This window comes from Nibribacter koreensis (assembly GCF_039541795.1).
Lineage (GTDB): Bacteria > Bacteroidota > Bacteroidia > Cytophagales > Hymenobacteraceae > Nibribacter > Nibribacter koreensis.
The window spans coordinates 573,732-585,823 of sequence record NZ_BAABGX010000002.1 but is presented as its reverse complement, the minus strand read 5'-3'; the positions used below and the strand labels follow the sequence as shown (position 1 = coordinate 585,823).

Sequence of the window (12,092 nt, the reverse complement as noted above, 5' to 3'; positions counted from 1 at the left end):
TCGCGCTGTACCAGCTTGCCTCTTTTGCATGGTCACCACCTTGCCGGTTTAACCAGCCTCGCCTTGTCGTAGCCGTTGTTCTAGGTTGAAGCGGCAACCTGCTTAGGCGACTCGTCAGAAAGACTGGATTAGGTGCAGTAGCAAAGGCTTATACTAAACGCAGATTCTCCCCTTGAGGGGAGCGTAGAGGGGTGTTTACATCTGCAGGTAAATCAATCAGCAATCAACAACAATCAATTGCTTAAATGACCTCGTAGCGTGCGAAGCTCCTACGAGTGTCTTCAATCAACGCCGTTTTTCGCCTCTTTTGCTGAAATCAGCCCGAAAACTGTAACCCTCCTTCAACAATTAGCAATCAACAATCAAATCAATAAGTAGGAAACGTTGGGTCCACTTGCAGGGCCCAAGCATGAATGCCACCCTTAAGGTTGAGAACGTTGGTGAACCCAAAGCGCTGCTGCAGGAACAGGAGGGCTTGCGCGCTTCTGAAGCCGTGATGGCAGATAACCACCGTGGTGGCAGAGGCATCTAGGGCAGGAGCTTTCTTGGCCAGGTCGGCCATGGGGATAAGCGTACCGCCCAGGTGGCAGATGTCCCATTCCTGGGGCTCCCGTACGTCAATGAGTTGCAGGGGTTCTCCGTTGGCCAGGCGTTCTTTAAGTTGGGCGGGCGTAATTTCTGGGATCATGCGGCAAAGGTAAAGCAAAATAATTACCAGGCTGGCGGTCAAAAAATGCGCAAGCCCCGCAGAAGCTTCTATTTTTGTGCGCCTTTCTGGTAAGGATAGAAAGCCGTTTTTGGCTTGTTTTCCAGATATAAGGCTAAAAACGACGTGCTCTTTATGGACTTCTTCACTTTAGACTATTGGAATCTGGCCAAGCTTACCGAAGTGGTAGGTTTTGTCACCGGCCTGCTGTGCGTGTGGCTGGCGGTTAAGCAGAACATCTGGACGTTCCCGCTGGCGCTTATTAGTGCGCTGTTTTACGTGGTGGTCTTTAAAGACGCCCTGCTGTTTGCTGACATGGGCCTGCAAGTGATGTTTGCCGTGCTCAACTTTTATGGCTGGTACCTGTGGTTGTACAAGGGCGGGAAGCGCGTTGAAAGGCCCGTTACCAAAACCCACAACTGGCAGTGGGGCGTGCTGGTAGTCCTGGTTCCGGTCTTTACCTATGGCTTGGGGAGGTATCTGGATATGACCACAGAGGCAGACATACCGTACTGGGACGCGGGCACCACCGGCGTGAGTTTGGGAGCGCAGTGGCTTATGTCTCGTAAGAAGCTGGAGAACTGGCTGCTGTGGCTGGCCGTGGACATTGTGTACGTGCCCATTTATCTATACAAAGAACTGTACCTTACTGCCATCTTATATGCCATCTTCATTCCCATGGCCTGGATGGGCTACCGTGACTGGAGAAAGACCTTGCGCCAGCAGAAAGCCGTTCTGGCGTAAGGTACTAGGCCGTAAACAGAGCTTCAAACTACCTCCATCACGTGCATGAATGGCCGGTTTATGTCTTGGTAGACAGATAATTAAAAGATAGGGCCTTAAAATGGCAACCATTTGCCGCGTGCTTACGATTTAAACTAGGTAGTAACAATTTCTTAACACAGCCCTAGACAATGAAACAAGCAATACGCATCTGGCTTTCTCTGACTTTGACCTTCGGGAGTTTTGCCCCGCAGGTGTTTGCCCAGGAAGCCGATTCCTTAAAGAAGTACCAGGCGCCAGTCCAAGCCCAGGACACGCTTAAAAAGTACCAGGATTCTACGGTTGCCCAAGGCAACACCAAGGCCCCGTTCTTCAAGTCTAAAGCCTTTAAAGCCACCATTGTACCCGCCATCTTGATAGGCTACGGCCTCAGCACCATTAAAGGCAACGGCATCTACAGCAGTTATGACGCCAAGCGAGACATTCAGCGCAACTTCCCCAACTTTAAGACCTCCATTGATGACGCCCTGCTCATTGCGCCGTATGTAGAATTGGCCTTGGTGAACATCCTCAACGTGCGCTCCAACAATGACTTCCTCAACACTGCCTTGGTGATTGTCAAAGCCGAAGCCATTTTTGGCATCACGGTATTTGGCATCAAGCAAGTGTCCAACCTGGAGCGGCCCAACGGCGAGAACTTTGAGTCCATGCCTTCGGGGCACACGGCGCAGGCCTTTTTGGCGGCTTCTATTGTCCATTCAGAACTTCGGCATAGAAGTGTTTGGTACGGGGTAGGGGCCTACACCATTGCTACGTCTGTGGGCGCGTTTAGAATGCTCAACAACAAGCACTGGCAGAGTGACGTGTTTGTAGGCGCCGGCATTGGCATGCTGTCTTCTCACTTGGCCTACCTGTCACACCGCAACCGCTGGGGCCGCAAGCCTTCTATTGTGATGTCGCCCACGTATGTGTTCGGGCAGCCGGGTTTTGCCATGAACATTAACCTGGATGAACACAGAAAGCGCAAACAGAACCCGCTCTACTACAAGAACTAAGCAACTGCTTAAAAAAAAGACTAAGAAAAGACAGTCGTTTGGTACGCCAGGCGGATGTCTTTTTCTTTGAGAAGCGGTTACGGCCAAACCGCCTTGGTTGATGGGCAGTGGTTTGTAAGCATTTGCTTATTTTTGGATTTTATTCACGCAGGGCCTTTCCCCTTTTTGCAATGGCCTTTGCCTTTAGTAGCCTATGAAGAACTGGATTTTAGTGTTGATCATGTTGGTTGGGCTTTCCTCCAACCTGGTAGTTGCCCAGACCAAAAGAGTGTACAATAACAACAAGCACGGCTGGTACGTCTACACCGGTAACCATACGTTTACAGACAAGTGGGGCTTTTACATAGATGTGCAATTCAGGAGACATGATATCCTGCCAGACCCGCAGCAGTTTGTCACGCACATGGGCCTTACGTACAGCCTGAGCAAGGATGTGTCTGTGGCCGGAGGCTATGTCTATGCGCACACGTATCCCTACGGAGACACTCCGGCCCTGGACGATTTTCCGGAGCACCGCGCGTATGAGCAGGTTCAATTGAAGGCTACCTATGGCCGGTTTCTGGTGCAGCACCGGTTCAGGTTAGAACAGCGGTTTGTGAAAAGGCCCTTCGCTGAAGAAGCCACCTACCTAAACCGCGCCCGCTACCAGTTTAAAACCACCTTGCCCTTGAGCGGCCCTACCTTAGAAGAGAAAGAAGCGTATGTGTCGGGGTCCAATGAGGTGTTCATTGGGTTTGGCAAAAACGTGCAGGCCAACATCTTTGACCAGAACCGCGCTTATGCCGGCGTAGGCTATAAATTCAGCAAGGCGGCTTCTCTGGAGGTAGGCTACATGCACCAGTTGTTACAGTCTGGCGGTGGCATCAACTTTGAGAGCAACCACACCCTGCAAGTGACGGTGGGCTACAACCTTGATTTTAGAAAAGACACAGCCAGCCAATAAGGCGCCCAGAAAGCCTATGCTTTTGCTTACCTTGGCGGGCCCTTGGTTTTTGGCCTGTTTTCCAGAAAATAAGCCAAAAATCAAGGCCTGATCTAGCATTTCTCTCGTGAAAAAAATAGCCATCACCGGTCCCGAAAGCACGGGCAAATCTACACTGGCCGCACAGTTAGCCGCACACTTCCAGGCGTCTTGGGTACCCGAATACGCCCGCGCGTACATAGACCAGCTAAACCGGCCGTATGTAGCCGAAGACCTGGACCAAATCTTAAAAGGCCAGCTGACGCTGTGGCAAAAAGCCGAGGAAGCTAACCCCGAAATTCTGTTTCTGGACACCGAGGCCTTGGTCCTTAAAATCTGGTCTGAGCACGCCTATGGTCAGGCCTCAGGTTCTATACAGGAGGCACTGCAACACCAGCAGATTGACCTGTACCTGCTCCTAAACGTAGACCTGCCCTGGCAGCCAGATCCCCAGCGCGAGCACCCAGACCTGCGGGAATATTTTTACGCCTGGTACAAGCGTGAACTCCAGCAGATGAACGCCGCATTTGCCGAAATATCCGGTACCCACAGCACCCGTTTCCAGTCTGCCGTACAAGCCGTAGAAGCGTTGCTTTCTATGTAATACTAGACCCAGAACCCAAGACCCAGAACTCCATTTATGTCCATTGCTTACTTAGAGAATGATTTAGTGCGCGTAGGCGTCAAAAGCCACGGCGCCGAACTCTGCTCTTTCCTCAAGAAGTCTGAGAACTTGGAATACCTCTGGCAAGCAGATGGCCAGTTCTGGAACCGCCACGCGCCCGTGCTTTTCCCGATAGTGGGGCGTCTGCCGCTAGACCAGTACCTGCACCAGGGCCAGACCTATTCATTGCCCCAGCACGGCTTTGCCCGGGACCAGGAGTTTGCCCTGGTTTCACAGAACGCTGACCAGTTAGTCTATGAGCTTAGATTCTCTGAGGCATCCTTGCAGGTCTATCCGTTCCATTTCAGGTTACGGATTATCTACACTTTGCAGGACCAGACGTTGGAAGTCAAATACCAGGTTCAGAACATGGGCGAAGGGGAGATGCTGTTCTCCATTGGCGCGCACCCGGCCTTCAACTGTCCGCTCACGCCCAATACCGCCTTTGAAGACTATTACCTGGAGTTCTCCCAACCCGAAACCCTGGCACGCTATCTCCTGGAAGACGGCACCGGCCTGCAAAACGGCCAGACGGAGCCCGTGCTGGACAACATGGCTATTATGCCCTTGCGTTACAACCATTATGAGAAAGACGCCCTGGTCTTCAAGAATGTGCGCTCAGAAAAAATCACCCTTAAATGCGACCAGCACCCGCACTTTGTACAAATGCAGTTTGAAGGCTTTCCGTTTCTGGGCATCTGGACCAAGCGCGCAGGCGCCCCGTTTCTGTGTCTGGAGCCCTGGCACGGCATTGCCGGCACCTCTGGCCCGCCCATAGAGCTAAGCCAGAAGGAAGGCATAATTTCCCTGCTAGGCCATCAGACCTTTGAAGCTTCCTACACCCTTACCATTGGGTAAACTCACACCTAAGAAAGGGGGATTTATCTTATTCCTGTACGTCCGTTTTTGGCCTGTTTCTGAGAAAATAGGCCAAAAACGGATTTCTTGCTTAAGGCTATTTACGCGTAGAAAGCAGGAACTGAAACGCGCCTCCAACTTAAGGTAAAATGATGAGTATCATGTAAGAAGAAGGCAATCGTCGCAGACAAGGGTGCCAGTTTTTCCTTTCTTTGCAGTGCGCCTTCTGGCTAGAAGGTGGAAGGCATTCAGGTCATGGTGAAAAGATATTCTGTACTACTGCTGCTGCTACTGTTTTGCCTGGTTTCATGCCAGGAGGAGCAGGAGCGCATAAAGCCTAAGGTAAGCGACATTGCAGAATCTGTGTACGCCTCTGGCACGGTCAAGGCCGCAGACCAGTACACCGCCTATCCCGTGGTGAGCGGCATTGTGCAGGCCATTCTGGTCAAGCCTGGTGACACCGTGAACGCTGGCGACCCGCTCTTCAGGGTAGAGAACAGCACGGCCGCATTGAATGCCCGCTACGCCCAACTGGCCCTGGAACTGAGCCAAGAGAACACCAAAAGCAACTTCGGGCGGTTGCAGGAGGCGCAATTGGCGGTTAGGCAGGCTCGTGACAAATACCAGCTGGATTCCTCTCTGTACCAGCGGCAGAAGCGCTTGTGGGAACAGAACATTGGCACCCAGGTGGAGTTTGAGCAACGGCAACTGGCCTACAACTCTTCGCGCAGCAATTACCTCTCTGCCCGGGCCAATTACAACCTCTTAAACCGGCAACTAAAGAATGAGATGCAACGCGCCGGTGTGAACTATGACATCAGCAAGCAGTTGCAACAAGATTTTGTGGTTCGGGCCAGCATCTCTGGCAGGGTGTATGACGTGCTCCTGGAGAAAGGTGAGTTGGTAAGCCCGCAGACGCCGCTGGCGGTTATTGGCCAAACCAAGAATTTCCTGCTGGAGCTAGAAGTAGACGAGAATGACATTGTGCAGGTACGGGTGGGACAGCCCGTGCAGATTAGCATGGACAGTTACAAAGGGCAGGTGTTTGAAGGCGTAGTGGAGAAAGTCTATCCCATCATGAACGAACGGTCGCGCACGTTTCAGGTAGATGCGCGGTTTGTGAACCCACCGGCCACACTTTATCCCAACCTGTCTGCCGAAGCCAACATTGTGGTACAGACCAAAAAGAACGCCTTGCTCATACCAAGGGAGTATCTGGTGGAGGACCGGTTTGTGCTGGTGGCCCCAGACCAGCGGCGCGAGGTGAAAGTGGGCCTGCGTGATTACCGCAAAGCCGAGGTGCTGCAAGGTCTGGACACGACGGAGTTCATCTATAAACCTAGGTAAGCATGAACGTTAAACTCATCCTGAACATTGCCGTGGGGCTGCTACGGGCGCGCATGCGTCAGTCCATAGTAGCGGCGGCGGGGGTGACGTTTGGCATTGGAATGTTCATTGCCCTGGTTAGTTTCATGAACGGCCTAAACCAGTTGCTGGACGGCCTGGTCTTGAACCGCCTGCCCCACGTGCGGCTCTACAATGAGATAAAGCCCACGCCGGTGCAGGCCGTGGAACGTGCTGCCAAGTATGCCGGTCATGAGCACTTTATCAGGTCAGTTAAACCAAAGGACAGGGGCAAGGAAATCTACAACAGCCAGGCCATCATCAAGGCCATTCAGGCAGACCCACGGGTGGTGGGCGTGGCGCCCAAGGCCATCACGCAGGTGTTTTACAACACGGGCACCATTGAGATGGGCGGCGTGATTGACGGCATTGACGTGGCCACAGAAGACAGGCTTTTCTCTTTAAGCGACTACATCATTGAAGGCAACCTGCAGGACCTGGCCACAGTGTCTAACAGCATCATTCTGGGCAAAGGCATTGCCGAGAAAATGATGCTGGACCTGGGCGATGTGATTAGAGTGACGGCGCCCACCGGCCAGCAAGGCACGCTAAAAGTGGTGGGCGTGGTCCAGCTGGGCATCATGGAGATTGACAACATCCAAAGCTTCGCGTCTATTGAGACCGTGCAGAAACTGCTGGGCCAGCCCTCTGCCTATCTCACCGACATACAAGTCAACCTCACGGACCTGAACCTGGCACCCGCCACCGCTAAAGAATATGCCGCCTTGTATGGGCTGGAGGCCACCGACATCCAGACGGCCAACAGCCAGTTTGAGACGGGCAGTAACATCAGGAGCATCATCTCCTACGCCGTTGGTATTACGCTGTTGATTGTGGCGGGCTTTGGCATCTACAACATCCTCAACATGATGATCTATGAGAAGATGGATGCCATTGCCATTCTCAAGGCCACGGGTTTCTCAGCAACAGACGTGCAGTACATCTTTCTGGCACTGTCCATGATTATTGGGATTGCGGGCGGGGTGATGGGGTTGCTGCTGGGCTACGGTATTTCGGTGGTCATTGACAATTTGCCGTTTAAGACCGAGTCCCTGCCCACCATAGACACCTATCCGGTGTACTTTAACCCGGTGTACTATATGATTGGCATCAGTTTCGCTCTGGTGACCACGTATTTTGCCGGCCTGTTCCCGGCGCGCAAAGCCAGTAAGACAGACCCGGTCAGCATCATAAGAGGAAAATAAAGACCATGGCAGAGAAGGTTCTGGAGGCGGTGGGCATCAACAAGTATTTCTATGACCCGGTCAAGTTTCAGGTCTTGAATGAGGTCACGTTCAGCGTCACGCACGGCGAGTTCGTGTCGGTGGTGGGCAAGTCTGGTTGTGGCAAGTCTACGCTCCTCTACATCCTCTCTACCATGGACACCGACTATGAGGGCCAGCTCTACCTGGACGGCGAACTGATGAGTGAGCGCACGCCCAAACAACTGGCCCAGATCCGGAACGAGAAGATTGGCTTTGTGTTCCAGTTTCATTACCTCATCCAGGAGTTTAGCGTGCTCAGAAACGTCATGCTGCCGGGCATCAAGTTGGGTAGATATTCAATGGCAGAGGTAGAACACCGGGCCATGGGGTATTTGAAAACGCTGGGCGTAGATGACCAGGCCCTCAAGATGCCCAACCAGTTAAGCGGCGGGCAGAAGCAGCGAGTGGCCATTGCGCGCGCGCTCATCAATGACCCAGTCCTTATCATGGGCGATGAACCCACCGGCAACCTGGACAAGAAGAACTCAGACATTGTCTTTGACATCTTTCAGGAACTGTGCCAGGAGAAGAAACAGACCCTGCTCATTGTCTCGCATGACCCAGACTTTGCCCAGCGCACAGACCGCGTCATAGAAATGGAGGACGGCCGCATCATAAATATGTGAGAAGCCATTGCCTCTTAAAGGAATTTGCCGTTTTTGGCCTGTTTTCTGGAAAATAGCTTAAAAACGAGCCGGCATTGTCTTCTTTACTTCAACCTATACTCTACATGCAGGGTCCTGGTGAGGTAGACGTTGCCGTAGTTGAGCGTGATTCTGTTGCTGGACGCATCAGCGGCCATGTTAGATTCTGCCTGCACGGCCACGGCACCACCACGTGCTTCTTCTCTGGCGGGCAGTTCTACGTTGGCAATACTTAGGATCTCCTTGTCAGAAAAGTCCATTTTCTGGACCAGTTTGTCTGCCAGTGCGTTGGCGTTAGCGAGGGCTTTTTGGTAGGCTTCATGGCTAAGGCTGTCCAGCTTGCTGTGCGAGTAGGCCAGGTTGCCAATGGTCACGTTCTCATTGGTGAGCAGGGCGGGGTACAGTTCCTCCAGCACCGCTAGACGGCGTACTTTCAAAGACATGGTGATGGAAGACCTGAAGCCTTGAAACACGTTGGAGTTGTTCTGCCAACCGTATTCCTTGGACTGGTTGATGGAGGTGGTCAGGATGTCCTCAGGGGCTATCTTGTAGGTTTTGAACAGGGTGTTAAGCGCCTCAGACTTTTCCAGCAGGCATTGCTTGGACTGTTTGATGTCCTTGTCCAGGCACTGCAAATGTAAGGTAAGGCTGGCCTCATCGGGTAGCGTAGTAATCTCCCCCGAACTGCTCAGGATCATGGTCTTACCAGAGCCGGCATGTTCTGTTGTACCAGAACCGCAGGATTGGAAGAGAAAGGCAAATAGGCAGAGCGGCACTAGCAGCAGAGTTGTCTTCATAGGGTTGATTTGCCTGAATTTTGAAAGGCAAGTGTCTCTTATACGGGCTTGGATATTTTATGCTAGCCATCCAGTGGATAATGCCTTTTAGCTGCTTTAAATCTTTGTAAGGCTATATCTATTCAAAAGAAAAAGCGCATCTTTACGGGTAAGCAGAACCAAGCCCAGAAACAAATTGAACTTCTGTTGGTTCTAGCTTCCACTCCCCCTCTTTTTTTAGGTTGTCAATCTTATCCCGCTCATCAGCCATGCGCTTAGAAGCCAAAAACTCTTTTGACCGAATTTTTTACGTGGTAGAACACAACCCTGCGCTGGACATCATAGACACGCACTGGGAAGGCTACGCCTCTCAGCAGGATTTAAAGGTGGCTTGTGAACTGGGCCTGGAGATATTGGAGAAGACCGGTTGCGCGTACAAACTCAATGACAACAGCGTCTTAACAGGGCCCTGGAGCCAGGCCGTGGGTTGGTTAGAGGAGGAGTGGTTGCCCAGAGCCATGAATGCCGGCCTTAAGTACCTGGCGCACGTGGCCAACAAACATTCTTACGGTGAGACCGCCGGCGAGGTCATGCACATCAGTAAGATTGGAAGGCAGTTAGAGTACCGCATGTTCTTCTTCAGGGAAGAGGCCATTGCCTGGCTGCAAGCCTGCCAGAAACAAGAGAAATCTGCTGTCTTGTCGTAATTCCATCTTCTCGTTTTTGGCCTGTTTTCTGGAAAGTGGGCTAAAAACGCCTTGTCAATTCTTTTTGCTACGCTGCTACCTTTCTTGGTTGGTTATTAGCGTAGGTTTACTGCAAAAAAACGTCATCTGTTTATTGAACAAATGGCGGTAGAAAGCTTACGAAATCTATTAGGTCTTTCTTGAAAGGATTTTCAAACCTGAGGTTTAACCAGACTGTTCAGAAGCCAACAGCAAAACAACGCTTTTAGTAGTCAGTGCCAAGCTTGATTTTTAGCTTGACTACATCACCTGGCTTAACGGTAACGGTATCTTTTAAACTGTAAAATCCTATGAAGGTGCTTGTGAGAATGTAGGTTCCTGAAGGAATGTGGCCAAACGTGAATATCCCGTCTCCCTTGCAAATGGTGTTAAAGGAGTATTGCTCATTTTTAAACGCCACGTGGGCTCCTTTTAGCCCTAGGTTGTAATCAAGGTCTGAGACTTTTCCAGTAACATAAGCAGTGGTAGTGTCCATGACTCCCACCATCTTAACTTTTAATAAATTGCCATTCGTCCAGCTAGTGGTTTTAGGGCTGCAACCACAGATAAGAAGAGCACAAAATAAAAATGCAAGACAAGGCCTCCTAAAAAGCGAGTGAAAACCATGGTAAGCATATGACAACGTGATCAACGGCTACTTCTTAACTCTGGAAGACTGGGCGGCTTTCATGTCACATCCTTCTTTGCGGCGGGTGTCTGTGATGGAGAAGATTTTCCAACCGTCTTGCGCGCGGTATAATTGAAAGGCGTCTACGCCGCAATGGCTGAACGTATCGCCCACGTATAAGGCATAGTCACACCAAAGCGTCGCGAAGTCGCCGTCAATGTGCACCTTCACGTTCCAGATGCCTTCGTCCAGCATCTTGTCGTGCTTCTGGCCCACCATTTCAATGAATTTATTCATGGGCGTCTCGCGCAGTTGTACCACGCCGTTTTTGTCCTTCATGACAGACTGCAACCTGGCACCCGGCGCCAGCACTGATTTAGACAAGGTGCTGTCGCTTTGGCGCATGCCGTCAAAGAACTTAACCACCGCCGCCTCTACGGCTTTGGCATCCTGGCTAGCGGGTGTCGCTTTTTTAGTCTGGGCAGAAGCCGTCAAGCTGAGCACTGCCATAGAGAGAAGAAGGAAGAAGTGATGCATCTTGTGTTAGTTAAAAGTTATGAGTTAAGAGTTAGTGCTTTTACATGAGTTAGAAATGGCAACCAACTACATTTATTACTAATAATTTGATTTATACTTTAAGATAATAGAGAAAGTGCCAAGGCTAATAAATATCGAAGTAAAATAAAATACAATGCTCTCCAATAAATCGGGGGACTCTAATAAGACATAATACTCATCATATCCATAAATGCCTCCCAATGTTGCATGGGTGAATAGCATCCCTCCAAGTGTTGAAAAGCAAACTATAAAGAAGCTGTATATTATTTTTTCAGCGGTAATAAATTTTTTGACAGGTAATAGATATAGAATTGTATTAATAAGGATGATTAAAAAATAAGTAGAATACGGAGGCTCTTGATAATGGAGATAAGCAAACGGAGATTCAATTAGTAAAGCGGCGGTGAGTAATAATGCAGCAATACCTATAAGTCTATATTTGCTTAGTTTTTCAATCACTTTAAAAAGTATTTGGTGGTTGCGTTTGATTTCAGCCGGACTCCAATTACCAACTAGTTAAATCAATACTAGCTTGTCATGCAACAAAGCCCTTAGTTCTGGCGGAAGGCCGAAGTGCGTGTCCATGAAGTCATCCAGGATTTGGCGGGTGTGCGGCGAGATGAGTTCCTGCATTTGCTCCAGCGCCTCGTCGCTTATCATGTAGGGTAGGTAGCCGTAGACTAAATCAGGTCCGTCGCATTGCGCAAAGATTTGATATTCGGTGCAGGCTTCGCGGGGTTTGCCGGTGACTAGGCAATGAGAAAGCCAGTTGTCCAGATGTAGGGGATTTGGCAGGCTGAGTAAGGCTTCGCGGCGCGCTACTAAGTTCACGTGCTGGGCAAAGAACGCTTCAATGCGGGTCTTGGAGTCTACAGAAAGTTCTTCGCGCAGTTTCTGGGCACAGGTAAGACACATGGCGTACTCAAAAATGACGTCTAGGAGGTTGGCCTCTTGGTAGTTTTTGATGGATTTCTCCACCAGATAGCCGGTGCCGTCTGCGCGCAGGGGACTGTCACAGGTCAGGCAGGTCTGGAACGGCTGGCCCGTACCCATGGACTGGAACAGGGCTGGAACCGGTTCAAACTCGTGCTCTATCTGAATTGGTGGTAACTCATCCATGCGGTA

The 12,092-nt window shown here is 50.8% G+C and carries 15 protein-coding genes; 9 read left to right on the top strand and 6 right to left on the bottom strand.

Annotation, left to right across the window (positions count from 1 at the left end):
* Positions 1-367 precede the first annotated feature (367 nt).
* Positions 368-688, bottom strand: coding sequence for a rhodanese-like domain-containing protein (locus ABD880_RS09715; RefSeq protein ID WP_345165172.1), 321 nt, complete (start codon positions 686-688; stop codon positions 368-370).
* 153 nt (positions 689-841) lie between these two features.
* On the opposite strand from ABD880_RS09715, the gene pnuC reads away from it, so the two are divergent.
* The 8 genes from pnuC to ABD880_RS09675 all read left to right on the top strand — a co-directional run bounded on the left by pnuC (position 842) and on the right by ABD880_RS09675 (position 8,262).
* On the top strand, positions 842-1,450 hold the full coding sequence (gene pnuC / locus ABD880_RS09710; RefSeq protein WP_345165169.1) for a nicotinamide riboside transporter PnuC: 609 nt from the start codon (positions 842-844) through the stop codon (positions 1,448-1,450).
* Positions 1,451-1,620: 170 nt separating this feature from the next.
* A complete protein-coding gene (locus tag ABD880_RS09705) occupies positions 1,621-2,484 on the top strand; it encodes a phosphatase PAP2 family protein (protein WP_345165166.1) in 864 nt (287 codons plus the stop codon).
* 193 nt (positions 2,485-2,677) lie between these two features.
* On the top strand, positions 2,678-3,427 hold the full coding sequence (locus tag ABD880_RS09700; RefSeq protein WP_345165163.1) for a DUF2490 domain-containing protein: 750 nt from the start codon (positions 2,678-2,680) through the stop codon (positions 3,425-3,427).
* 106 nt (positions 3,428-3,533) lie between these two features.
* Complete coding sequence (locus ABD880_RS09695) at positions 3,534-4,049, top strand: AAA family ATPase (RefSeq protein WP_345165160.1); 516 nt, start codon at positions 3,534-3,536, stop codon at positions 4,047-4,049.
* A 36-nt stretch (positions 4,050-4,085) separates the two neighbouring features.
* Entirely contained in the window at positions 4,086-4,967 is an 882-nt protein-coding gene (locus ABD880_RS09690) for an aldose 1-epimerase family protein (RefSeq protein WP_345165157.1), read from the top strand.
* A 255-nt stretch (positions 4,968-5,222) separates the two neighbouring features.
* Positions 5,223-6,314, top strand: a complete 1,092-nt coding sequence (locus ABD880_RS09685) for an efflux RND transporter periplasmic adaptor subunit (RefSeq protein ID WP_345165155.1) — start codon at positions 5,223-5,225, stop codon at positions 6,312-6,314.
* Between the two features lie 2 nt (positions 6,315-6,316).
* Complete coding sequence (locus ABD880_RS09680) at positions 6,317-7,576, top strand: ABC transporter permease (protein ID WP_345165152.1); 1,260 nt, start codon at positions 6,317-6,319, stop codon at positions 7,574-7,576.
* A gap of 5 nt (positions 7,577-7,581) precedes the next feature.
* Positions 7,582-8,262 carry an ABC transporter ATP-binding protein gene (locus ABD880_RS09675; protein ID WP_345165149.1) on the top strand — a complete coding sequence of 227 codons (681 nt, stop codon included), beginning with the start codon at positions 7,582-7,584 and terminating at the stop codon, positions 8,260-8,262.
* An 83-nt stretch (positions 8,263-8,345) separates the two neighbouring features.
* Here ABD880_RS09675 and ABD880_RS09670 read toward each other — a convergent pair whose 3' ends face one another.
* On the bottom strand, positions 8,346-9,077 hold the full coding sequence (locus ABD880_RS09670; protein ID WP_345165146.1) for an SIMPL domain-containing protein: 732 nt from the start codon (positions 9,075-9,077) through the stop codon (positions 8,346-8,348).
* 248 nt (positions 9,078-9,325) lie between these two features.
* Between ABD880_RS09670 and ABD880_RS09665 the strand changes: the two genes are divergently transcribed.
* The gene (locus tag ABD880_RS09665; RefSeq protein ID WP_345165143.1) at positions 9,326-9,763 is read left to right on the top strand and encodes a hypothetical protein; all 438 of its coding nucleotides are present in this window, start codon (positions 9,326-9,328) and stop codon (positions 9,761-9,763) included.
* Between the two features lie 244 nt (positions 9,764-10,007).
* On the opposite strand, the gene ABD880_RS09660 is transcribed toward ABD880_RS09665, so the two are convergent.
* The 4 genes from ABD880_RS09660 to ABD880_RS09645 form a co-directional block, all read right to left on the bottom strand.
* Entirely contained in the window at positions 10,008-10,277 is a 270-nt protein-coding gene (locus tag ABD880_RS09660; RefSeq protein WP_345165140.1) for a beta-sandwich domain-containing protein, read from the bottom strand.
* A 159-nt stretch (positions 10,278-10,436) separates the two neighbouring features.
* Positions 10,437-10,946: a nuclear transport factor 2 family protein gene (locus tag ABD880_RS09655; RefSeq protein ID WP_345165137.1), complete on the bottom strand. Its 510-nt coding sequence runs from the start codon at positions 10,944-10,946 to the stop codon at positions 10,437-10,439.
* Between the two features lie 78 nt (positions 10,947-11,024).
* Positions 11,025-11,426 carry a hypothetical protein gene (locus ABD880_RS09650; protein WP_345165135.1) on the bottom strand — a complete coding sequence of 134 codons (402 nt, stop codon included), beginning with the start codon at positions 11,424-11,426 and terminating at the stop codon, positions 11,025-11,027.
* A gap of 57 nt (positions 11,427-11,483) precedes the next feature.
* Positions 11,484-12,086: a hypothetical protein gene (locus ABD880_RS09645; protein WP_345165132.1), complete on the bottom strand. Its 603-nt coding sequence runs from the start codon at positions 12,084-12,086 to the stop codon at positions 11,484-11,486.
* Between the last annotated feature and the right edge of the window lie 6 nt (positions 12,087-12,092).